Here is a 21,329-nt window from a genome sequence, read left to right as displayed (position 1 = left end):
GCTCGGCGCCCCGGGCGACATACATGTCTGCGTCTAAGTCTTTTCCACGTTTCCAAGCTCGCTCAATATGGCAATCAGCTGCGGCGCCGTTTCGCGGATTTCCTTGAGATGGATCGTGCTCAGATGCGCCATGACCTGCTCGGCCTTTTCCGTCAGCTGTAACGTCTGACGGCGGCGATCGGCAGGGTCTGGTTCGCGCGTGATGAGGCCGCCGCTTAACAGACGACCGGCGAGCTCGGTTGCCGAATGGGGCGCGATCAGCAGCCGTTCCGCAAGTAGCCCCACCGTCATGACCTCGCCCGCCGGCAAGCCCTTGATGGCCAGAAGCGCCTGATGCTGCTGCGGCGGCAGGCCCGCCGCCTGAGCGGCCGAGGTGCTGAAATCCATGAATTTCTTAAGCGTGTGGCGAAAGACGGCAAGCGCCTCATATTCCGATTGGGTCGGCAATGTCATATTTCGCAAGCCCTTATCCTGGTCGCCTCTCATTCTTCTTTAGCCCGACTATCCGCGAATGAAAATCGCCGGATATTTTGAGAGATTACAAATCCATTGATTTATATCGTATTGCGACATATTTATCGCGCCACTATTTTCGCGCACCCAAGGATAAGCCGTTGACCCAAGCCTCATCACCCTTCAGATCAAGTCAATTCGATAGCGGTTTTCCAAGGCGGCAAGCCGGTGATTTCACGACGGACAAACGCGTGCTGCTGCTGATCGCCATGGCTTGCATCGTCGGCTCGCTCGGGGCCTTTGCCGCATGGCTTCTGGTCAGCCTCATCCAGCTTGTTACCAACACTGTCTGGCTTGGCAGGCTCAGCACACACGAGGTCAGTTTCGCAGACATACATCCGTCCCTATGGGTGGTCGTGGCGCCGGTTCTCGGCGGTATCGTCATCGGGCTGATGGCCCGTTTCGGTTCGGAAAAAATCCGGGGACACGGCATTCCGGAAGCGATCGAGGCGATTCTTATCGGCGGCAGCCGTATGTCGCCTAAAGTGGCGCTCCTGAAGCCTCTCTCGTCTGCCATTTCGATCGGTAGCGGCGGGCCCTTCGGCGCGGAAGGCCCGATCATCATGACGGGCGGCGCGATCGGCTCTCTCTTTGCGCAATGTTTCCACATGAGCAGCGCGGAACGCAAAACCCTGCTTGTGGCAGGCGCCGCCGCCGGCATGACGGCGATCTTCGGTTCGCCGATCGCCGCTGTCATGCTCGCGGTCGAACTCCTGCTATTCGAGTGGAAGCCGAGAAGCTTCATACCGGTTGCAGTCGCTGCTGCGGTTTCGATTACCTGGCGGCCGTTCTATTTCGGCACCGGTCCGCTATTTCCTACGGATTTCGCTTATGACCTGCCATGGTGGGGGCTTGCACCCTGCGTCCTGATCGGCGTGCTCGCCGGCCTGCAGTCGGGATTGATGACTATATTGCTCTACAAGATCGAAGATCTTTTCGAAAAGCTCCCCATCCACTGGATGTGGTGGCCGGCGCTCGGCGGCCTCGCCGTCGGCCTCGGCGGCCTGATGGAGCCAAGAGCGCTCGGCGTCGGTTACGACATTATTGCCGACCTTCTCGACAACCATATTGCCGCTCAGGCCGTCCTCACCATTCTTCTGGTCAAGTCGGGAATCTGGCTCATCGCCCTGTCCTCGGGCACATCCGGCGGTGTGCTCGCGCCGCTTCTCATCCTCGGCGGATCGGCGGGTTATCTGACAGGGACATTCCTGCCCGGCGAGCCCGCCCTCTGGGCGTTGCTTGGCATGGCCGCCATGATGGGTGGGACAATGCGCGCACCGCTGACCGGGATCTTCTTCGCGATTGAGATCACTGGCGATCTCAGCACCGCGATCCCGCTCATGATCGCCACCGTGGCCGCCTATTCCGTCACCGTCCTTTTGATGCGGCGCTCGATCCTCACGGAAAAGATCGCCCGGCGCGGCCAGCACATCACGCGCGAATATGCGATCGATTCCTTTGAGCTCACCCGTGCGTCCGAGATCATGATCCGCAAGGTCGACACGCTGCCTGCCGGGATGACGGTATCGCAGGCGATTTCATTCTTCACCGGCTCGCAGGAAACGCACCGGACATATCCGGTGGTACAGCCCGAGGGAACGCTGGTGGGGCTTGTGTCGCGGGCAGACATTCTCTCCTGGCAACAGGAGCCGCATGGCGGCGAAGAAACATTGGCCGACAGGCTCGCTGACCGCGAAATCCCGGTTGCGCACGAAAACGACCCCGTTGGCTTGATCGCCGACCTAATGCTCAGCGCCGACACGGGCAGGATCACCATTGTAGACAAGTCCTCGAATAGTCTCGTCGGTCTCGTTACGCGCAAGGACCTGCTTCATCTGCGCCAGGCGCAGCAGAGGTCCGAGCAGGAACGGCAACCCTTCATAGGAACGGCAATGACAAATCGCCGCCAGCCTGCGACGACGCCCTGAAACAGGGCAGACCTTTCCGCTCGCCCGCATATCACCCGAAAGCGCCGGCCCGCCTCGATGAGACGGGCCGGGCATTTTTACGGCTGCGGCTTATCGGATCGCCAGAACCGATAAAGCTCGGCGACATTGCCGCTGGTTATAAGCGGCATTGCCGCTTTCAGCCGTGCCGCCGGCCAATCCCACCATTTCATCTCGAGCAGCAGGGCGATGCTGTCGTCATCGAACCGCTTGCGGATCGTTTTTGCGGGGTTGCCGCCGACGATGGCATAGGGTTCGACATTCTTCGTCACCAGCGCCCGCGTTCCGATAACCGCCCCATCGCCGACCGTGATGCCAGGCATGATGATCGCTTCCGAGCCTATCCAGACATCGTTGCCGATGACGGTATCGCCCGCCGGCAGATAACCGTTGCCGGCATTCTCGAATTCCGGCACCTCCGGCATGAAGAAGAACGGGAAGGTGCTGATCCACTCGTTGCGATGGCCCTGATTGCCGGCCATGATGAAGGCGGCGCCCGAACCGATCGAGCAGAAGCTTCCGATCACCAGCCTGTCCGCGCCTTCATCCGGCAGCAGATAACGGGCGCAATCCTCAAAACTGTGGCCGTGATAATAGCCGGAATAATAGCTGTATTTCCCGACCACGAGGTTCGGGTTCCTGACCTGCTTGTCAAGCGTGATGCCCCGGAACGGGCTTTCGAAGTAATTTTCCATTGGAGTAATCTCACTGCATATGTTCGCATTCGCTTGCCTTCAGACAAGCCGACGCCGAGCGCCAAGCCTGTCGGCTTTTCGCTCGATGCTCCTCGCGCTGCGGCGGGAGCTAGATGCAGGTGATACTCGATGCTTTTATCATTCAGTCTGGTTACCGCAAAAAGAGGCGAAGGCCAAGCCGAGACATGTCGCCAGTCTCCAATGGTCGGGTCGCAGCGCCGCCACCCATAAAAAACAGCGGGGATTTCTCCCCGCTGTCCACGTTCATTCGGCGTTTTCAGTGCATCGCCAGCGCGGAGCCTGTAGCCCAACCATGGCGATAATCACGATCTCAGTAATGCACCGACTGGGAATCGATCGGCGTCGTCTTCGGCGGAGCGAACTTCGTCAGGTCGATGCCCTCGACGGCGGAACGATACTCCTCGATGCTTGGCGTACGGCCGAGAATGGCGGACAGCACCACGACCGGGGTCGAGGCCAGAAGCGATTCACCTTTCTTTTCGGCACTGTCTTCAACGACACGGCCCTGGAAGAGACGCGTCGAGGTTGCCAGAACCGTGTCACCCTTCGCCGCCTTTTCCTGGTTGCCCATGCACAGGTTGCAGCCCGGGCGTTCCAGATAGAGGATGTTTTCGTATTCGGTCCGGTTCGTTGTCTTCGGATTGATATCATCGAATTCGAAGCCGGAATATTTCTGCAGGATTTCCCAATCCCCTTCCGCCTTCAGCTCGTCGATGATGTTGTAGGTCGGCGCGGCAACGACGAGCGGAGCCTTGAATTCGACCTTGCCTTCGGTCTTTTCGATGTTGCGCAGCATCTGCGCGACGATCTTCACGTCGCCCTTGTGCACCATGCACGAGCCCACGAAGCCGAGATCGACCTTCTTGGTAGCGCCATAATAGGAAACCGGACGGATCGTATCGTGCGTGTAGCGTCTCGAAACGTCGTTGTTGTTGACGTCTGGATCGGCGATCATCGGTTCGTTGATGACATCGAGATCGACGACGACTTCAGCGAAATATTTCGCATTCGCGTCAGGCTTCAATGCTGGAACTTCACCGGAACGGATTTCCGCAATGCGCTGATCCGCCTTTGCAATCAGGCCTTTAAGCGTCTGTGCGGCGTTGTCCATGCCCTTGTCGATCATGATCTGGATGCGCGACTTGGCGATCTCCAGCGACTCGATCAGCGTTTCGTCTTCGGAAATGCAGATCGACGCCTTGGCCTTCATCTCGGCCGTCCAGTCGGTGAAGGTGAAAGCCTGGTCGGCAAGCAGCGTTCCGAGATGGACTTCGATGATACGGCCCTGGAACACGTTGTCGCCGTGCTGCTGCAGCATCTGCGCCTGCGTTGCGTGCACGACATCGCGGAAGTCCATGTAGGGCTGCATCGTTCCCTTGAAGGTGACCTTGACCGACTGCGGGATCGGCATGGTCGCCTCGCCGGTGGCGAGCGCAAGCGCGACGGTTCCGGAGTCCGCACCGAAGGCGACGCCCTTGGACATGCGGGTGTGGCTGTCGCCGCCGATGATAATTGCCCGGTCATCAACGGTGATGTCGTTCAGCACCTTGTGGATCACGTCCGTCATGGAGTGATAGACGCCCTTCGGATCACGGCCGGTGATGACGCCGAAATTGTGCATGAAGGCCATGAGCTTCGGCGTGTTGGCCTGAGCCTTCTTGTCCCAGACGGACGCCGTGTGGCAGCCGGACTGATAGGCGCCGTCCACCAGCGGCGAAATGACGGTCGCCGCCATCGCTTCCAGTTCCTGCGCGGTCATCAGACCGGTCGTATCCTGCGAGCCGACGATGTTGACCTTGACGCGAACGTCGGAGCCGGCGTGCAACACCTTGCCAGGCGTCACGCCAACGGCGTTGCGGTTGAAAATCTTCTCGACGGCCGTGAGGCCCTGGCCTTCGATCGAAATTTCCTTGTTCGGTGCAAAGACAGGGGTCGCCTCGACGCCAAGCGTTTCAGCGGCAAAAGTCTGGAGCTTCTTGCCGAAGACGATGGCGTAAGAGCTGCCCGCCTTCATGAATTCCATCTTCTGGGGCGTGAAGGACGAAGCGAGGTCGACCAGCTCGGTGCCGTTTTCGTCCCGCAGCTTGCGATTCTTGGCGTCGATCTTGAGGACCGTGCCGGTCTCGACCGAATATTTCTGCTCAAGGATGGGGTTGCCGTCATTGTTGAGGATCGGTTTGCCGTCTTCGCCGAGCTTCTTCACCCAGTTCTTCAGGTTGATGCCGATGCCGCCCGTCACATCGACGGTGGTGGCGAAAATCGGCGAGATGCCGTTGGTGCCGGCGACGATGGGGGCGTAATTGACGAAGGGCACATAGGGGCTGGCCTGCTTGCCGGTCCACAGCGCCACGTTGTTGACGCCCGACATGCGCGACGAGCCGACGCCCATCGTGCCCTTTTCGGCGATCATCATCACCCGCTTGTCCGGATGCTGCTTCTGCAGCGCGACGATTTCCGCCTGCGCTTCCGGCGAGATCATACACTGGCCGTGCAGCTGGCGGTCCGAGCGCGAATGCGCCTGATTGCCGGGAGACAGGAGGTCGGTGGAAATATCGCCTTCGGCGGCGATGAAGGTGACGATCTTGATCTCGTCTTCGACATCCGGAAGCTTGGTGAAGAATTCGGCCTTGGCGTAGCTTTCCAGCACGGCCTTGGCGATGGCGTTGCCGGCCTTGTAGGCGTCGCGCAGGCGGAACATGTCGGCATCGTAAAGGAATACCTGGGTCTTCAGCACTTCGCCGGCCTCGGCGGCAATCGCAGCATCGTTGCCGAGCGCGATATCGAGCAGCACCTTGATCGACGGGCCGCCCTTCATGTGCGACAGCAGCTCCAGCGCGAAGGAAGGCGCGATCTCCGGCACGACGACTTCGCCGAGGATGATCTGCTTCAGGAAGGCCGCCTTGACGCCGGCGGCGCTCGTGGTGCCCGGCAGGGTGTTGTAGATGAAGAATTTCAGGGCATCAGCGCGGTGCTCGCTGCCCGCATCCTTGATGAGTTCGATAATCTCGGCCGTCAGTGCACCGTCATCGATCGGCTTGGGCGCGAGACCCTGTGGTTCTCTGCTTTTGATTTCAGCCAGGTAATCCAAGTAAAGGTTCATCGCAATCCCAACGTCATGATGTCTATGGGGCCGAACACAGCGTCACCGAACGGTACTGTTGATCGGCCCGGGTTTCTATCGATTTCGAGTACGCCAACCGGGGCCGGCTGACAAGATGTCGCATTTCAGTAAAAAACTCGTAGACGGGATTTAGCGTCGATCCTGTGCTTTGCAACCACGTCGCGACACTTTTGATTGTGGCGGCTGCTGCATTTCAGCCAGTGGTTTTTCAGGCATCCCCCATTAAGGATTTATTAACCAAATCGGTACGAGTATTAGATTATTCTAATTACCCGTTATTGGCGTAATTCCATGTTGCGCACCGAAAAACAGCAGCGCAGCAGCTTGGGGAGGCAGCATGAAGTTTGCAGCATCAGGCTATTTATTATCATTTGCGGCGCTGGTCCTTACACCGGCATCGGGCGTCGCGCAGGTCGCCACGACGAATTTCAACGTCCAGATCACCATTCAGGCGGCATGCCAGATCAATTCCGCCGGCAACCTCAATTTCGGCACCAACGGTGTGATCGGCAGCAATATCGATGCGACCAGCGACATTGTCGTGCAATGCACGGCCAGCACACCCTTCAGTCTGGGTCTCAGCGCCGGCGCCGGCTCGGGGGCGACGGTCGCCAACCGTCTGATGACATCGCCTGCGGGCGCGACCATTTCCTACTCGCTTTATACGACTGCGGCACATAGCACGGTGTGGGGGAACACCGTGGGAACGGACCGGCAAACGGGAACCGGAACCGGCGCGCCGCAGACTTTCACTGTCTATGGGCGCGTACCTGCCCAGACGACACCCGCGGTCGGCGTCTATACCGATACGGTGACGGCCACGCTCAACTACTGATCGCCACAGGGAGGATCGCGCATGCGTGTTTTTACCTTAGCGGCTGCGTTTTTTGCCGGTTTGAGTGTTTCACCTTCACAGTCTGCATCGCTACGGGTCGCACCCGTGCTTCTGGATCTTAAAGCGCCCACCGCGGCCTCCAGCCTCCGCATCTGGAACGATGCGAAAACCCCGATCAACGTTCAGGTCAGGATATTCCGCTGGACCCAGCAGAATGGGCAGGACGTCTATACGGCAGCGCAGGACGTCGTCGCCAGCCCGCCGATGACGCAGCTGAAGGGAGGCGCGGAAAACCTTATCCGCATCGTCCGGCTTTCCAAGGCGCCACTGCGGGCTGAGGAGAGTTACCGCGTCATTGTCGATGAGTTGCCGCCGGCGGGAAGACCGCAATCCGGCACGGTCAATCTGGTGGTGCGCCACTCCATACCCGTTTTCTTCTCACCCGCCTCCACAGGCGATGCGGAACCGGCCTGGAAGGTAACGCCGCAGGGCAATGGCTACCGGGTCTCGGTGTCCAATACGGGCGCAAAGCGGATAAGGATCGCCAACCTGATGCTTTCCGGTAGCAACGGGCAGGCGCTTGCCCGGCAGCAGGGGCTGGTGGGATATGTGCTTGGCGGATCCGCCGCAAGCTTTGTGGTTCCGGCAACGGGCGGCAAAAAAGGCGGCGGCACGCTGAAGATTTCGGCAGACAGCGAAGGCGGCCCCGTCAATGCGACGGCGCGCGTCTCGGGCGGCTGATCTTGCCGTTTTGACGATTGCCGCTCTGACGGTCATTTCATCGGGCAGTTTCTCCGTGGCGCAGGATATTCCCCCTGCGGCGCAACCGGCCTCTTTTGCCGCAAAAGAAGCGGGACAGTTGCAGCTCGAAGTCTACATCAACGATGTTTCGACAGAACTGATCGCCACATTTCGTCAAAACGACGCCGGATCGTTTCTCATCGAGCCGGAACAGCTCACCAATATCGGGATTTCCCCGGTTGAAAGCGCTGCCGGCGATGATGGCTGGATCGATATTTCCCGGCTGCCGGATGTGGTGGCGCGTTACGATGAAGGCACCCAGTCCATGCATTTCACCCTGCCGATGGCGGCGCGGGCAAACAGGGTGATCGACGCCTCCGGCAAGATTGCGCAGAAGCAAGACGAAGAGACCCGGGAAAAGGCCACGAGCGATTTTGGAGGTCTGGTGAATTACACGATCTATGGTTCCTCCGGCGGCAGCAAATGGTCGGATATCGCCGATTTCAACGGTGTCTCGGCCCTTTTGGAAAGCAGGGCCTTCGGTCCGCTCGGCGTGCTGTCCTCATCGCAGGTTTTGAGCACATCGCGCCTGTCGGAGTTCGATACCCAGCGCCTCGATACCACCTGGAGCTATTCGGACGAGGACACACTGACGAGCTATCGGGCCGGCGATCTTATCACCGGCGGGCTGAGCTGGACACGCCCGACGCGGCTGGGCGGCCTGCAGATACGCCGTAATTTCGACCTGCGGCCGGATATCGTCACCATGCCTATGCCGGAATTTGCCGGTTCCGCAGCCGTGCCCTCCACCGTCGACGTCTATGTCAACAATGTCCGCCGCCTGTCGCAGGATGTTCCCGAAGGGCCGTTCTCGATCACCAATCTCCCTGTCATCAGCGGCGCGGGCAATGCGAGGCTGGTGGTGCGGGATGCGCTGGGGCGCGAAACCGTGTCCGAAACGCCCTTTTATGCTTCACCGGATCTGCTGGCGCAGGGCCTCATCGATTTTTCGGCCGAGCTTGGCTTTGCCCGGCGCAATTACGGAATCTCGTCTTTCGATTACGATGACAAACCGCTGGGCTCAGCGACGCTGCGTTATGGCGTGTCGGACAGCCTGACGCTGGAAGGCCATGCGGAAGGCGGTGAGAATTTCTACAATATCGGCTTTGGCGGCGTCTTCACCCTTGGAGCGGAGGGATTGGCGGCGGTTTCCGGCGCATCGAGCCGCTTTGGCGCGGAAAGCGGTTATCAGCTTTCCGCAAGCGTCGAAGCGGAATTGCTGGGGGTAAAATTTCACGCACGGTCGCAAAGGACATTCGGCGATTATCATGATATGGCCTCCGTCTCCGCCGACCTGTCTGATATCCGCACGGTATCCGGGCTGTTGAGCGCGCGGCCGCCGCGTGCCCTCGACCAGATTTCCGTTTCCACCCAGCTCGGCTTCGATGAGACCAGCCTCAATTTCTCCTATACCGAACTCGAAACCTTCGATGAAAGACGATCCCGGCTGCTCGGCCTTTCCGCCACGCGGCCGTTCGGCGAGAACGGCAATATCTTCATCACCGCCTATAAGGACCTTGAGGACAACAAATCCTACGGCATCTTCGCGGGCCTCTCCTGGTCGTTCGGCGGCGGCGTCTCCGGCTCGGCCGGCATGTCGTCGGATGCGGATGGATATTCGCTGACGGCCGAGGTCGGAAAATCCGAAGAGCAGGCCGAGGGAAGTTATGGCTGGCGTCTGCGCGGCTCGACCGGCGGCAACGATATCGCCTCCGTTTCCGGCAGTTACCGCGGCAGCGCCGCACGCGTTTCGGCCGGCGTCGATCAATTTAACCGCACGACACAGGCCTATGCGCAGATCGAAGGATCGATAGCGCTCGCCGGCGGCGATGTCTTTGTCGGCAACCGGATCGATGACGCTTTCGCCGTGGTGGATGCGGGCGCGCCCGGCGTCGATATCCTTTTGGAAAACCGCCCCATCGGCCAGACCAACCGCCGCGGCAAGATATTGCTCCCGAACCTGCGCTCCTATGACGTCAACAACATCACGCTCGACCCGAGCAATCTTCCGGTCGACGCCCGCATCGACCGGACGAAACAGACCGTCAGGCCGACGCAACAGGCCGGCGCGGTGGTCAATTTCAAGGTGGAAACCGAGGGTCAGGTGGCGCTGGTGACGCTGAAAGACGAGAGCGGCGAATTCATCGAAACCGGATCGACCGGCAAAATCGACGGCAAGCGCGATTTCATCGTCGGTTATGACGGACAGGCCTATCTCGACAATATCAGCAAGACGCATCGGCTCCGCATCGTGCAGCCGACGAAGGGCGAATGCGAAGCCCAGATCACCGTGCCTTCTGCCGGCAATTCACGCGCAACTTTCGAAACCCTATGCAGGAGCATTCCATGAAGGTCCTGACCCGCACCGCCCTTGCCATCGCCGCTTTCCTCCCGGCTTCACCGGTACTGGCGCAAAGCTGCACCTTCAGCATGTCGGATATGAATTTCGGCTTCGTCAATCTTGCAAGCGGCAGCGCCGTGGACACGACGGCGACATTGTCAGTCACCTGCTCCAACCCCCTGTCGCTGGCGCTTTCCATCCGCATCTGCCCCAACATCAATGCCGGAAGCGGCGGGCAGTCGGGCGGCATCCGTCGCATGCTTCAGGGCAGCAACATCCTCAATTATCAGCTTTACCAGAACGCGGCGCGGACAACCTCATGGGGATCGGTCACGCAGCCCGCACTCGGCTCGCCTCCGCCAATCGATATGGCACTGCCGCTCCTTATCAACACCACGAGCCGTACGGTCTATGGCCGGATCAACGCCGGTCAGGCCTCGGCAGCGCGCGGCCTTTATCTTTCCAGCTTCGCCGGCGCGGAAACGAGCTTCACCTATACGACCTTTACCCTGCTTGCACCGAGCTGCTCTTCCGTGACCCAGAACCCCACGCAGGTGCCGTTCAACGTGTCGGCCGCAGTGGCGCCGACATGCATCATCTCGGCCCAGAACATCGATTTCGGCAGTCACGGCGTGCTGAACACGGCAGTCAATGCGACGGGAGCGATCAATCTGACCTGCACCACCAGTCTGAACTACAGTGTGGCGCTCAATGGTGGCCTGAGCAACAGCCCGCCAGCCGCGCGCCAGATGGTGCAGGCGGGCGGATCGATAACCTATGGTCTCTACCGCGACGTGAACCGCACGAATGTCTGGGGAAGTGCGGCGGGCGAAATAGCCACCGGCACCGGAACTGGCAGCCTGCAGACATTGACCGTCTATGGCCGCGTCCCGGCGCAGAACACGCCAGCGCCGGGAAACTACTCCGATACGGTCGTCGTGACGGTGAACTACTGAGCGCCCGAACGCATCTCTGACTTCCCAAGTTCCAGCCGCCTTTCGATGCCAATGGCGGCGAGAAACGCCTCGTCGTGGCTAACGACCAGCAAGGCGCCGTCATAGGCCTGAAGGCCAGCCTCCACGGCCGCGATGGAATCGATATCCAGATGGTTCGTCGGTTCATCGAGGATCAGCAATTGCGGAGGCTGCGGGCCTCCCAGAACACAGGCGAGACCGGCCCTGAGCATCTGCCCGCCCGAGAGTGTTGCAACGATCTGCAAGGCGGCATCGGCACGAAACATGAAGCGCGCAAGCGCGGAGCGGCAGGCATTCTCCCCGGCCTGCGGGTTAAGGCGAAGGAAGTTGTCGCGGATGGACAGGCTCGCGTCGAGCAGGCTGACCTGCTGGTCGAGAAACACGGCCTTCACCCCGATATGCACCGCGCCTTCGAATGGCGGCAATTCCCCGGTGATCACCGAAAGCAGCGTCGTTTTTCCCGATCCGTTCGGACCGGTGACGGCAACCCGTTGCGGCCCGGTGATCTCGAAGGACAGGTCGCGAAGAACGGAGTGTCCGGCCTGATACCCTGCGGTCAGATTTTGCAGGCTGAGCACGTTTTTTGTCGCGTGCAGCCCGCTGGGCGGCAATGTGACACTGACGCCCTGCAGGATTTCGATCCGCTCACGCGCCGTCTTCAGGTCTTCCGTCGCCTCGGCTGTCAGGCGGCTGGCCAGATTGGCGTTGTCGCCGCTCGTCTTTTCGGCACGCCTTTTCATCGCACCGACAAGGATACGGGGCATGTCTCCCCTCGCCGCTTTTGCAGCACCCCTGCTATCACGGCGAGCCTTGCGCTCCAAGGCTTCCTGCGACCGGCGCTTGACATCCGACAGACGCTTTTCCGCATTCGCAAAGTCCTGTTCGGCGGCGGCCAGTTCCAGCGCTTTTTGTGCGCGGTAGTGGCTCCAGTTGCCGCCGTAACGGGTGGCGCCGAGCGTGGTCATTTCCACAATCGCATCGAGGGTTTCGAGAAGCTCCCGATCATGGCTGACGACGATCGCTCCGCCGCGCCAGCCCGCCAGAAAATCGGCAACGAAAATGCGTCCGTCCCGGTCGAGATTGTTGGTCGGTTCGTCGAGGATCAGGAAATCCGGCGCGGCATGAATTTGAGCCGCAAGTGCGGCCCGCGTGCGCTGTCCACCGGATAGCGCCGAAAGCGGTGTGGAGGGTAAGGCGTCCAACCCGACCTGCGCAAGCGCCCCGGCAATTTTCTCCTCCAGCATCCAGTCGATGTCTTCAAGCTCTTCCAGAGTGGCCGTTCCCGCCTGCGCACGGGCAAGCGCCTCCAGCGCATCGCGCGCTTCGAACAGGTCGGCGACGGTCTCGTCGGACACGACCTGCACGCTCTGGCGCAGCAGATTGACGCTGCCCGAGACGGACACCGTGCCCGCGGACGGCGACAGTTCGCCGGCGATCAGTTTCAGAAGCGTTGTCTTGCCGACACCGTTGCGCCCGACGAGGCCGGTGCGTTCAGGTCCGAAGCGAAGATTGATGTCGGAAAAGAGCGGATGACCGTCAGGTGTCGACCACGAGAGGTCCGAGAGAGTGATGGAATGCGGCATGGATATGGGTTCCCCTGATGACAAGGCGTTGCGGCTTTGTGATCGGGTGGAAATCCATGGTTCACCGTCCTGTTGGTGTTGCGCAGAACACGCCCTTACGCGAAAAAAGCGGCGTGTTCGTGGCGCGGGGTCAATGTTCGGGAAGGGAACGCCGGGAGGATACCCCCGGCGTTTCGTTTTTTCAGGCCACCAGGCCCTTGGTCAGCTCCAGCGCCTGCCGTTCGAACAGCCGGCGGTAGATGCCGTCATTGAGGCGGATCAGCGCCTGATGGTCACCCTCTTCGACAATCCTGCCCCTGTCGAAGACCAGCAGCCGGTCCAGCGCCCGGACGGTGGAGAGCCGATGGGCGATGACGAGCGTGGTGCGGCCGACCATCAGCCGCTCCATCGCCTGCTGGATCTGCACTTCGCTTTCGCTGTCGAGGCTGGAAGTGGCCTCGTCCAGTATCAGCACCGGCGCATCCGCAAGGAATGCACGGGCGATGGCGACGCGCTGACGCTCACCGCCGGACAGCTTGACACCGCGTTCACCCACCATCGTCTCATAACCCTTGGGAAGGGACATGATGAAATCATGGGCGCTGGCCTGTTTCGCCGCCTGCTCGATCTGACGCCGCGTGGCGTCCGGCCGGCCGTAAGCGATGTTTTCCGCCAGCGTGCGGTGGAACAGGATGGGCTCCTGCTGCACGATGGCGATCTGGCCGCGCAGGCTCGATTGCGTGACACCTGCGATATTTTGGCCGTCGATGCGGATCGCGCCCGACCTGATGTCGTAAAGCCGCTGGATGAGCTTGACGAAGGTTGTCTTGCCCGAACCGGAATGGCCGACCAGACCCACCCGTTCACCCGCCTTGATGGTGACCGAAAAGTCATCGTAAAGCGGCGTGGGATGCGCGCCATACTGGAACGTGACGTGATCGAAGACGATCTCGCCCTTTCCAATTTTGATAGGCCCCGCATCCGGCCTGTCCTCGATGCCGAGCGGCATCTTGTCCAGCAGCACCAGCTCTTCCATGTCGTTGACGGCGCGTTGCAGGTTGCGGATATCCTGCCCCACATCGCGCAGATAACCCTGCAGCACGAAGAACATCGCCAGCACGAAGGTAATGTCGCCCGGCGTCGCCAGCCCCTTTTGCCACATGATGAGGCCCGTGCCCAGAATGCCGGCCTGCATGGAGACCATCATGAAGCTCTGGATCGTACCGTTCAGCGTGCCACGCTTCCATGTCCTACGCGTGCGGTTGTCCCACTTCACCAGCACATGGCCCAGCCGCGTTTCTTCGCGGGTCTCGGCACCGAAGGCCTTGACCACCGAATTGCAGCTGATGGCATCCGCCAGCGCGCCGCCAAGTCTGGTATCCCAGGCATTGGCAAGCCTTGCCGCCGGCGACACATACCCCATGGAAAGGCCGACCGTGACGCCGATATAGATCAGCGATCCGAGACCGACGATCAGGCCCATGACCGGCCAGTAGCTGCCGAGCACGATGGTGGCGCCCACCAGCATGACGATGGATGGCAAAAGCGCGACGAGCAGCAGGTCGTTGAGCGAATCCAGCGCCCACATGCCGCGCGTGATCTTGCGGACCGTGGAGCCGGCGAAGCTGTTGGCATGCCAGTCGGTGGAGAAGCGCTGCACCTTGTGGAAGCCGTTATTGGCGACATCCGCCATGATTTTCAACGTCAACCGGATGATGCCGTTGAATATGAACCAGCGCAGCACAACGCTCACCAGCCCCAGCGCCACCACAATGACGAAGGCGCGCAGCGCCTTGTCTGCCCCGTTGCCACCGGCAATGGCATCGACGATCTGGCCGGAAAAGACCGGCACCATCACTTCGGCCAGCGTGCTGGCAATCACCAGAACGATGATGAAACCCACCAGCGCCGGCCGATGACGCCAATGGTTGAAAACAAAGCCGAGCACATGTCGATAGGCATCGGCGCGGAAATCGAGCTTCTTGCGAGTCATTTTTACCAGCCCAGCGCCATGTAATCGGCGACCGGTCCTCAAAACGGAAGTTGGATGGCACAGCCCGGGCGGGAGACGAAGTGATCCCGTCAGATCAATCGGGCTATGGGGGAAGTAAAACCGCATGTCGGGCGCGCGATGGCGGGCCGCGAATGGATATGACCTAGTGTCGGGTCATTCCCTGCGGGAGGGTTTCGAAGAATGCTGGTGTCATGCAACGCCTCCCTTTGTTCGATCTGACGCGGTAGTGAGATTTGTAACTCAGCCGTTGGAGCTTGCCAAGCGGGTTTTTGCAACCGGCTGGTGAGTGATGCGGAATGGCCACACCGGTTGGGTGCGTCACTATGAATCGCGGCCGATGCGACAACGGCATCGGCCACGATTTCGTCAGGTCGTTATTTCCGTCCGCAACCGGCAGGATGTGTGGCGGAAAATGAGGATGGTATCTGCCGTTACCGGTCAGTCCATCTGCACATTCGCGTCCTTGACCACCGGCCCCCACTTGGCGATTTCCGCCGCAACGTGGGTCTTCAGCTCATCCGGCGAAGAGGCGACGATCTTGGCGCTGAATTCCGCCATGCGTGCGGCAACCCCCGGATCGGCAAGCGCCTTCTTGGCCGCGGCATTCAGCTTGTCGACCACCTCAGGCGGCGTGCCGGCAGGCGCAAAGAGTGCATTCCAGGTATAGGTCTCATAACCCGGCACCGTCTCGGCGATTGTCGGCAGATCCGGGAAGGACGAGGCGCGCTCCTTGGTCGTGACGCCGAGCGCCCGCAACGTGCCGGATTTGATATGTCCGGACGAAGACGGCAGATTGTCGAACATGATGGAAATCTGGTTGCCGAGCAGATCGTTGAGCGCCGGGCCTGCGCCCTTGTAGGGAACATGCTGCATGCTGACGCCGGCCATGCTCTTGAACAGTTCGCCGGAAAGATGCAGCGGGGTGCCATTGCCGGAAGAGGCGTAGGCATGTTTGTCCGGTTCGGCCTTCAAGAGAGCGATCAGTTCCGCCACGCTGTTGACGTTGAGCTTCGGATTGACGACCAGCACATTCGGCACCACCACGAGCAGCGAAACCGGCGTGAAATCCTTTTCCGGATCGTAAGGCTTGGTCTTGAGAATGAGCGGGTTGAGGGCGTGGGTGGCAACCGTTCCCATCAGGATCGTATAGCCGTCGGGATCGGCGCGGGCTACGCGGTCGGCACCGAGATTGCCGCCGGCCCCGGCGACATTTTCAACGACGATCTGCTGGCCGAGCTCATCACCCATCTTCTGTGCGATAACACGCGCGACCACATCGGTGGAGCCGCCCGCCGCGAAAGGAACGACCAGAGTAATCGTTCGATCGGGGAAGCCCTGCGCGAGCGCAGCCGTTCCCAGCATTCCGAAAGAAACCGCCGCAGCGGCAAGTTTCAAAACCATGCGCCGTTTTGAAGACCGGTAAATCATGAACCCTCCTGTAACATGGCCTCCTCGCCATGGGCGCATAGTAGCTAAAATGCACCTCAGGGCAACCCGCAGGCGGCCGGCTGCTCCGGCAGGTTTCGGGAGAAAGAGGATCGTTATGATTTCAGTCGTTCTTCGACGACCCGCCAGTTGACCAGCTTGTCGAGCACGGCGCGAATATGGTCGGCCTTGCGATTTTCATAATCGACGTAATAGGCATGCTCCCATATGTCGATGCCGAGATAGGCCGGGCGACCGACAGCGACGGGATTTTTGCCGTCCTCATATCCGATCAGCGCGAGCCGGTCGTCGTCGCCGCGCGTGAGCCACACCCAGCCGGTGCCGAAGACCGTATCGGAAACATCGACCGCGCGTTTGATGAAACCATCATAGCCACCGAAGGCCTCCTCTACCGAAGCGGCGAGATCGCCCGTCGGCCGGTTCGGCCCGCCCGGTACGAACTGATCCCAATAGGCGACATGGTTCCACGCCTGTGCGGCATTGTTGAAGATCTTGACGTCCGCCGCCTCTTTCGACTTGGCGGATGTCGTCACGATATCCGCCAGCTCCATGTCGGCATAGGGCGTGCCGGCGGCAAGCGCATTCAGCTTGTCGTAATAGGCCTTGTGGTGTTTTCCATAATGAAGACCCACCGTTTTCGCCGAAATCACTGGCGCGAGATCGGCCTCGGCGAAAGGAAGTTTGGGCTGCATCAAGGGCAGTGCGGCACGCGCGACGTGCGGGCGGGGAAAGATTGCAGCGGCGGCGGTTGCTGCACCGGCGGTGAGAATCGTGCGTCTGGTGATGTCCATCGTATCCTCCTTATGAACGGTGATACGGGACTAACCCCGAACTGCCGTCCGGGTTTCCTCACATTGAAGGCAATTCTGTCTAAGGCCATGGTGATTTGCAGCAGGGACGCTGTATTCACACCCTCCCCAAGCGCGGATGGGCCTCACCGGGCCATATGGGAAAGGCCCTCCCGACGTGGAGAGGGCCTTGCCCGATCAGTATCGATAATAATCGCGACGATCGCGGTAGTCGCGATAATCTCTGCGGTCGCGCCACTCACGCCATTCCCGTCTGGCCTGACGCTCGCGCCATTCACGGCGAGCTTCCCAGCGGTCGCGCCGGTCCCAGCCGCGCTCATAACGCGGTCCGTTCGGACGGCAATAGCCGCGCGGAGTCAAATGGAAGCCGCGTCCGCAGGCATAATCCACCTTTTGAATGTGGGATGCCGAAGGTGCAGACGGTTGACCGACAGGCATGGCGTTGGCGCCGGTGCCGAACAGGGCGCCGAGAATTAATCCGGCGGTTAGAATCATCTTGCGCATCTTATCTCCCTCCTTGTGGGATGAGGGGATTTAGCGCCCCGCCGGGTGAACTGCGGCTGAATGAATCGTGATCTTTTCGTGGCAGCAGGCCACAGTTACGCCGAACATTCCGGCCTCTCGGCGGAACCCTACGGAGGTTCGGACATTTACCAATGCAAGCCAAAAAAAGGGAGAGCACCAATGGATTGGAACCGCGTTGAAGGCAACTGGAAGCAGATGAAGGGCAAGGTCAAGGAACAGTGGGGTAAACTCACTGACGATGACCTCGACGTCATCAACGGCAAGCGCGAACAGCTCGAAGGCAAGATTCAGGAGCGCTACGGTTACGAAAAGGACCGGGCCAAGAAAGACATCGACGACTGGTATGGACGTCAGCCCTGGTAAGACAAGACCCCGCTTCGGCGGGGTTTTTCTTTGCGCCAGATTCTCCGGTCAGCTGGCCGCGGCCAGAACGGCAGCAATGACGATCAGCAGAGGCCCCATCCATCTGAAGTGACGAACAACCGGCGGCTGACTGACCGTGTTTTTTGACAGCGGCAGATAACCAAAGCCGACACATGTCATCCACAGGCCGGCGCAAAACATGATGAATTCGTCAATATAGGCTGCGATCATCGCTCCCCTCCCTCCTAATTATCGCGGTCATCCTATCTGCCCGGAAACCGCTTTGGTAGAGCCCCTGCGCCTTCGGATCACCCGTGGGCACAGAGGACGGCAAGACCGGCCGGCATCAACCGTCACGAAAGCGTTATGGAAAGACATTAGAACCGCCGCCGGCCCGTTCAAAAAATGCACGGCTGTGCAACGACCGGCCAGAGCCTTCCCCGCATCTTTCCGGGGCCAGCGCTCAGCAGTTCCACTCGCGCCGAAAACATCGGAGACATAGATGAAACGCCGCACCTTTATGATGTCCGCCGCAGGCGCCGCCGCCGGTCTCGCCCTTGCACCGCGCATGAGCTTCGCCGCTCCGGGCACGATCGACTGGTACACCAGTTCGGATACGAATATCCTCGATTTCTGGTCCAATACGATCAAGCCCGCTTTTGAAGCCGCCAATCCCGGCTTGAAGCTCAACCTCGTCGATGCCGGCGACAGCGCCGGCATCACCGCCATCGGCGAACGCGCCATCGCCGCAAAGCAGACGGGCACCGATCCGCAGGCCGATTATTTCGAAACGGCCGATCCCCTGCTGCCCACCGGCGGCATCGATGCCGGCATCTATGTGAACATGGCGAAAGCCGGCCTCTCAAACTATTCGCGCGTCAATCCGCTCGCCATCCGCAGCGAATACAGCCTGCCCTATCGCGGCAGCCAGGTTCTGCTCGCCTATGACACCAGCAAGCTCAAGCCGGCGGATGCACCGAAAACCTGGGATGAGCTCGTCAAATGGATCAAGGCCAATCCCGGCCAGTTCGTCTATAACCGTCCCGACAAGGGCGGCTCTGGCGGTAACTTCGTCCGCCGCGCCATCCATCAGGCCAACGGCCTCGACCCCAAGGCCTTCACGGTCGACAATTACACCCAGGAAGCCGGCGACAAGGCTCTCGGCAAGGCATGGGCGCTGCTCAAGGACATCGCCCCGTCGCTCTATGACAAGGGCGCATATTCCTCCGGCAACACGCAGTCGCTGCAGCTTCTTTCGCAGGGCGTCGTCACCATGACCCCTGTATGGTCCGATCAGGTGCTGAAGGCCATCGATCAGGGCGTTCTGCCGCAAGAAACCGGCCTCGTCCAGCTTCAGGATCTGGCGCTTTGCGGTGATTTTTCGCGCGCCGTGGTGCTTGCCAACGGCGCCAATCGCGACGCCGCCCTGAAGCTCGCCAATTTCGTGCTGTCGGAAGAAATTCAGGGCGCGATCCTCACCGAACTCGGCGGTTTCCCCGGCGTTTCCTGGGACTATGTGCCGGCCGAACTGCGCAAGCGTTTTGCCGACATCATCCCGCAGACCATTCCGACCTTCCCGGCCGGCAAATGGGAAACCGCCATCAATGATGGCTGGTATCGCAACGTCGCTCCCAACGTCGACCGCAAGTCGTGACCGAGGTTGCGGAAGGAGCGGTTCGCCCGCTCATCGACGATACGGCAGGCAGGAGGCCAGTCGGCCTCCTGCTCGTCGCCATCCCCGTCTTCCTGATGATCTGGCTCGTCATCTGGCCTGCCATCAACGCCATCGGCCGCACCGTCTGGCGCACCGGAGCGAACGGTGAAACGGGTTTCGATCTTTCAAGCTACGGCTTCTTCTTCTCGGACCGCTACAGCCTCGACAATCTTGCCGTGACGTTGTGGACGACCATGGTCTGCGCGATCCTCCTGCTCGTAATCTGCCTGCCGATCGCGCTCTACCTGCGCTTTTCGCAAGGTCGCCTTTCGGCTTATGTGCAGGCGCTCGCCATCTTCCCGATGTTCGTGCCCTCGATCATCCTCGCCTTCGCCTTCATCCGCGTCCTCGGGCCCAACGGCATGGTGGATATATTGCTCAATGCGGTCGACCTGCCGAAAATCCGCACGCCCTATCTCACCCCGTGGGGACCGGTCATCGGTCTCGTCTGGGACAATATTCCGCTGACCGTTCTCATCCTGCTCGCGGGGCTTGGCAGCGTCGCCAACCAGTCGGTGGAGGCGGCGCGGGATGTGGGCGCAAATGCGCTTCAGGTCTTCTGGCATATCATCCTGCCGCGCATTTCCAATTCCATCCTCGTGGCGCTTTCCTTTTCGGTGCTCGGCATTTTCTCCTCCTTCACCCTGCCCTATCTTCTCGGACCGGCCTCTCCTGAAATGCTCGGCCCCTTCATGCAGCGCACGCTACGCGAAGTGCAGGATCCCATCGGCGCCATGACCCAGGCCGTCATCGCTTTCGGTTTCTGCATCGCATTCGGCCTGTTCTACGTGCGTTCGGTCGCACGCAACCAGGGGAAATGACATGACGACCCTCACGCCGGCGCGAACGCGCATGGACTGGCCCGGCATATTTTTCGCCACCCTTCTCACCGTCGCCATCGTCGGGCCGCTGCTTGTCGTGGGCACCTGGGCATTCACCGAGGTCTGGCGTTTCCCCAACGTCATTCCCCAGCAGTTCGGTTTCCGCTTCTGGGGCCAGACGCTCGGCCGCGCCGATGTCTGGAACGCGCTGATACTGAGCCTGCGGCTGACGACTGTGGTAACGCTGCTTTCAGCGGTGATCTGCCTTCCCGCCGCCTATGCCTTTGCGCGTATGAGCTTTCCCGGCCGCAACCTGCTGTTCTTCTCCTTCCTTGCGGGCCACGCCTTCCCGAAATTCGGGCTTCTGGTGGCGATTGCCGCCATTTTCCTGCAGCTCAACCTCATCGGCACGTTCTGGGGCGTCGTTCTCATCCAGCTCGTCGGCACGCTGATGTTCATGATCTGGATTCCCGTGGCGGCATTTCAGGCTGTCGACCGGCGCATGGAAGAGGCGGCCCGTGATGTTGGCGCCAGTCCGCTCAGGGTCTTCTGGTCGATTACGCTGCCGCAGGCGGGACCGACCATCGCCGCCGCCGTGCTGCTGAGCTTTGTCGGCACTTTTTACGAGACGGAAGGCGCATGGCTGATCGGTGCGCCCGGCATCCGCACGATGCCGGTGCTGATGATCAGCTACATCAACAACCAGATGGTCATCCAGTATGGCGCGGTCCTCTCCGTCCTGCTCTGGGTGCCGTCCTTCATTGCCCTCATGTTCGCCCGCCGCGTCATCGGTGGCGGCGCATTCGCCCGCGGTTTCGGCGGTTAGGA

At 60.5% G+C, this 21,329-nt stretch carries 18 protein-coding genes; 9 read left to right on the top strand and 9 right to left on the bottom strand.

Going from position 1 to position 21,329, the window contains the following annotated elements; genetic code table 11:
- Positions 1-33: 33 nt before the first annotated feature.
- Complete coding sequence (locus tag ACQZ60_RS16980) at positions 34-453, bottom strand: MarR family winged helix-turn-helix transcriptional regulator (RefSeq protein WP_142845758.1); 420 nt, start codon at positions 451-453, stop codon at positions 34-36.
- A 161-nt stretch (positions 454-614) separates the two neighbouring features.
- Here ACQZ60_RS16980 and ACQZ60_RS16975 point away from each other — a divergent pair, with 161 nt between their 5' ends.
- Complete coding sequence (locus ACQZ60_RS16975; RefSeq protein ID WP_448735692.1) at positions 615-2,441, top strand: chloride channel protein; 1,827 nt, start codon at positions 615-617, stop codon at positions 2,439-2,441.
- A 77-nt stretch (positions 2,442-2,518) separates the two neighbouring features.
- Here ACQZ60_RS16975 and catB read toward each other — a convergent pair whose 3' ends face one another.
- Positions 2,519-3,154 carry a type B chloramphenicol O-acetyltransferase gene (gene catB, locus ACQZ60_RS16970; RefSeq protein WP_448735691.1) on the bottom strand — a complete coding sequence of 212 codons (636 nt, stop codon included), beginning with the start codon at positions 3,152-3,154 and terminating at the stop codon, positions 2,519-2,521.
- Between the two features lie 331 nt (positions 3,155-3,485).
- Positions 3,486-6,275, bottom strand: coding sequence for a bifunctional aconitate hydratase 2/2-methylisocitrate dehydratase (locus ACQZ60_RS16965; protein WP_448735690.1), 2,790 nt, complete (start codon positions 6,273-6,275; stop codon positions 3,486-3,488).
- A gap of 358 nt (positions 6,276-6,633) precedes the next feature.
- Between ACQZ60_RS16965 and ACQZ60_RS16960 the strand changes: the two genes are divergently transcribed.
- Genes ACQZ60_RS16960 through ACQZ60_RS16945 form a run of 4 tightly spaced genes read left to right on the top strand, consistent with a single transcriptional unit; the run spans position 6,634 to position 11,229 of the window.
- A complete protein-coding gene (locus ACQZ60_RS16960) occupies positions 6,634-7,131 on the top strand; it encodes a Csu type fimbrial protein (protein WP_003521650.1) in 498 nt (165 codons plus the stop codon).
- Between the two features lie 21 nt (positions 7,132-7,152).
- Positions 7,153-7,872: a fimbrial biogenesis chaperone gene (locus tag ACQZ60_RS16955; RefSeq protein WP_026363542.1), complete on the top strand. Its 720-nt coding sequence runs from the start codon at positions 7,153-7,155 to the stop codon at positions 7,870-7,872.
- Positions 7,844-10,282, top strand: coding sequence for a fimbria/pilus outer membrane usher protein (locus tag ACQZ60_RS16950; protein ID WP_448735689.1), 2,439 nt, complete (start codon positions 7,844-7,846; stop codon positions 10,280-10,282). The genes ACQZ60_RS16955 and ACQZ60_RS16950 overlap by 29 nt, the downstream gene beginning before the upstream one ends.
- Positions 10,279-11,229: a Csu type fimbrial protein gene (locus ACQZ60_RS16945; RefSeq protein WP_448735688.1), complete on the top strand. Its 951-nt coding sequence runs from the start codon at positions 10,279-10,281 to the stop codon at positions 11,227-11,229. The genes ACQZ60_RS16950 and ACQZ60_RS16945 overlap by 4 nt, the downstream gene beginning before the upstream one ends.
- Here the strand turns inward: ACQZ60_RS16945 and ACQZ60_RS16940 are convergent.
- The 5 genes from ACQZ60_RS16940 to ACQZ60_RS16920 form a co-directional block, all read right to left on the bottom strand.
- On the bottom strand, positions 11,223-12,830 hold the full coding sequence (locus ACQZ60_RS16940; protein WP_448735687.1) for an ABC-F family ATP-binding cassette domain-containing protein: 1,608 nt from the start codon (positions 12,828-12,830) through the stop codon (positions 11,223-11,225). The genes ACQZ60_RS16945 and ACQZ60_RS16940 overlap by 7 nt on opposite strands.
- Positions 12,831-13,011: 181 nt before the next feature.
- A complete protein-coding gene (locus ACQZ60_RS16935; protein ID WP_104680043.1) occupies positions 13,012-14,802 on the bottom strand; it encodes an ABC transporter ATP-binding protein in 1,791 nt (596 codons plus the stop codon).
- A 459-nt stretch (positions 14,803-15,261) separates the two neighbouring features.
- Positions 15,262-16,251 (bottom strand): Bug family tripartite tricarboxylate transporter substrate binding protein, encoded by a 990-nt coding sequence (locus ACQZ60_RS16930; RefSeq protein WP_078053875.1) that lies wholly within the window; start codon positions 16,249-16,251, stop codon positions 15,262-15,264.
- 113 nt (positions 16,252-16,364) lie between these two features.
- Positions 16,365-17,060 (bottom strand): superoxide dismutase, encoded by a 696-nt coding sequence (locus ACQZ60_RS16925; protein WP_448735686.1) that lies wholly within the window; start codon positions 17,058-17,060, stop codon positions 16,365-16,367.
- A 195-nt stretch (positions 17,061-17,255) separates the two neighbouring features.
- Positions 17,256-17,582 (bottom strand): GCG_CRPN prefix-to-repeats domain-containing protein, encoded by a 327-nt coding sequence (locus tag ACQZ60_RS16920; RefSeq protein ID WP_020810616.1) that lies wholly within the window; start codon positions 17,580-17,582, stop codon positions 17,256-17,258.
- Positions 17,583-17,762: 180 nt separating this feature from the next.
- Here ACQZ60_RS16920 and ACQZ60_RS16915 point away from each other — a divergent pair, with 180 nt between their 5' ends.
- Positions 17,763-17,966, top strand: a complete 204-nt coding sequence (locus ACQZ60_RS16915; protein WP_065657719.1) for a CsbD family protein — start codon at positions 17,763-17,765, stop codon at positions 17,964-17,966.
- Between the two features lie 48 nt (positions 17,967-18,014).
- Here the strand turns inward: ACQZ60_RS16915 and ACQZ60_RS16910 are convergent, their stop codons facing one another.
- A complete protein-coding gene (locus tag ACQZ60_RS16910) occupies positions 18,015-18,197 on the bottom strand; it encodes a hypothetical protein (protein ID WP_065657718.1) in 183 nt (60 codons plus the stop codon).
- Between the two features lie 271 nt (positions 18,198-18,468).
- Here ACQZ60_RS16910 and ACQZ60_RS16905 point away from each other — a divergent pair, with 271 nt between their 5' ends.
- The 3 genes from ACQZ60_RS16905 to ACQZ60_RS16895 are packed head-to-tail and all read left to right on the top strand — an operon-like array spanning position 18,469 to position 21,327.
- Positions 18,469-19,620 carry an extracellular solute-binding protein gene (locus tag ACQZ60_RS16905; protein ID WP_448735685.1) on the top strand — a complete coding sequence of 384 codons (1,152 nt, stop codon included), beginning with the start codon at positions 18,469-18,471 and terminating at the stop codon, positions 19,618-19,620.
- Positions 19,617-20,501, top strand: coding sequence for an ABC transporter permease (locus ACQZ60_RS16900; RefSeq protein ID WP_448735684.1), 885 nt, complete (start codon positions 19,617-19,619; stop codon positions 20,499-20,501). Before ACQZ60_RS16905 ends, ACQZ60_RS16900 begins: the two co-directional genes overlap by 4 nt.
- A 1-nt stretch (position 20,502) precedes the next feature.
- Positions 20,503-21,327, top strand: a complete 825-nt coding sequence (locus tag ACQZ60_RS16895) for an ABC transporter permease (RefSeq protein WP_271045644.1) — start codon at positions 20,503-20,505, stop codon at positions 21,325-21,327.
- Positions 21,328-21,329 lie beyond the last annotated feature (2 nt).

Source organism: Agrobacterium sp. 22-223-1 (genome assembly GCF_053522385.1).
Note: the sequence above shows the minus strand (reverse complement) of the source record. Positions and strands in the feature narration are given on the sequence as shown.

Excerpts from the sequence above, each read along its gene's own strand:
- ACQZ60_RS16980 (WP_142845758.1), bottom strand. The coding sequence starts at position 453 with ATGACATTGCCGACCCAATCGGAATATGAGGCGCTTGCCGTCTTTCGC.
- catB (WP_448735691.1), bottom strand. The coding sequence starts at position 3,154 with ATGGAAAATTACTTCGAAAGCCCGTTCCGGGGCATCACGCTTGACAAG.
- ACQZ60_RS16965 (WP_448735690.1), bottom strand. The coding sequence starts at position 6,275 with ATGAACCTTTACTTGGATTACCTGGCTGAAATCAAAAGCAGAGAACCA.
- ACQZ60_RS16960 (WP_003521650.1), top strand. The coding sequence starts at position 6,634 with ATGAAGTTTGCAGCATCAGGCTATTTATTATCATTTGCGGCGCTGGTC.
- ACQZ60_RS16955 (WP_026363542.1), top strand. The coding sequence starts at position 7,153 with ATGCGTGTTTTTACCTTAGCGGCTGCGTTTTTTGCCGGTTTGAGTGTT.
- ACQZ60_RS16950 (WP_448735689.1), top strand. The coding sequence starts at position 7,844 with ATGCGACGGCGCGCGTCTCGGGCGGCTGATCTTGCCGTTTTGACGATT.
- ACQZ60_RS16945 (WP_448735688.1), top strand. The coding sequence starts at position 10,279 with ATGAAGGTCCTGACCCGCACCGCCCTTGCCATCGCCGCTTTCCTCCCG.
- ACQZ60_RS16940 (WP_448735687.1), bottom strand. The coding sequence starts at position 12,830 with ATGCCGCATTCCATCACTCTCTCGGACCTCTCGTGGTCGACACCTGAC.
- ACQZ60_RS16935 (WP_104680043.1), bottom strand. The coding sequence starts at position 14,802 with ATGACTCGCAAGAAGCTCGATTTCCGCGCCGATGCCTATCGACATGTG.
- ACQZ60_RS16930 (WP_078053875.1), bottom strand. The coding sequence starts at position 16,251 with ATGATTTACCGGTCTTCAAAACGGCGCATGGTTTTGAAACTTGCCGCT.
- ACQZ60_RS16925 (WP_448735686.1), bottom strand. The coding sequence starts at position 17,060 with ATGGACATCACCAGACGCACGATTCTCACCGCCGGTGCAGCAACCGCC.
- ACQZ60_RS16920 (WP_020810616.1), bottom strand. The coding sequence starts at position 17,582 with ATGCGCAAGATGATTCTAACCGCCGGATTAATTCTCGGCGCCCTGTTC.
- ACQZ60_RS16915 (WP_065657719.1), top strand. The coding sequence starts at position 17,763 with ATGGATTGGAACCGCGTTGAAGGCAACTGGAAGCAGATGAAGGGCAAG.
- ACQZ60_RS16910 (WP_065657718.1), bottom strand. The coding sequence starts at position 18,197 with ATGATCGCAGCCTATATTGACGAATTCATCATGTTTTGCGCCGGCCTG.
- ACQZ60_RS16905 (WP_448735685.1), top strand. The coding sequence starts at position 18,469 with ATGAAACGCCGCACCTTTATGATGTCCGCCGCAGGCGCCGCCGCCGGT.
- ACQZ60_RS16895 (WP_271045644.1), top strand. The coding sequence starts at position 20,503 with ATGACGACCCTCACGCCGGCGCGAACGCGCATGGACTGGCCCGGCATA.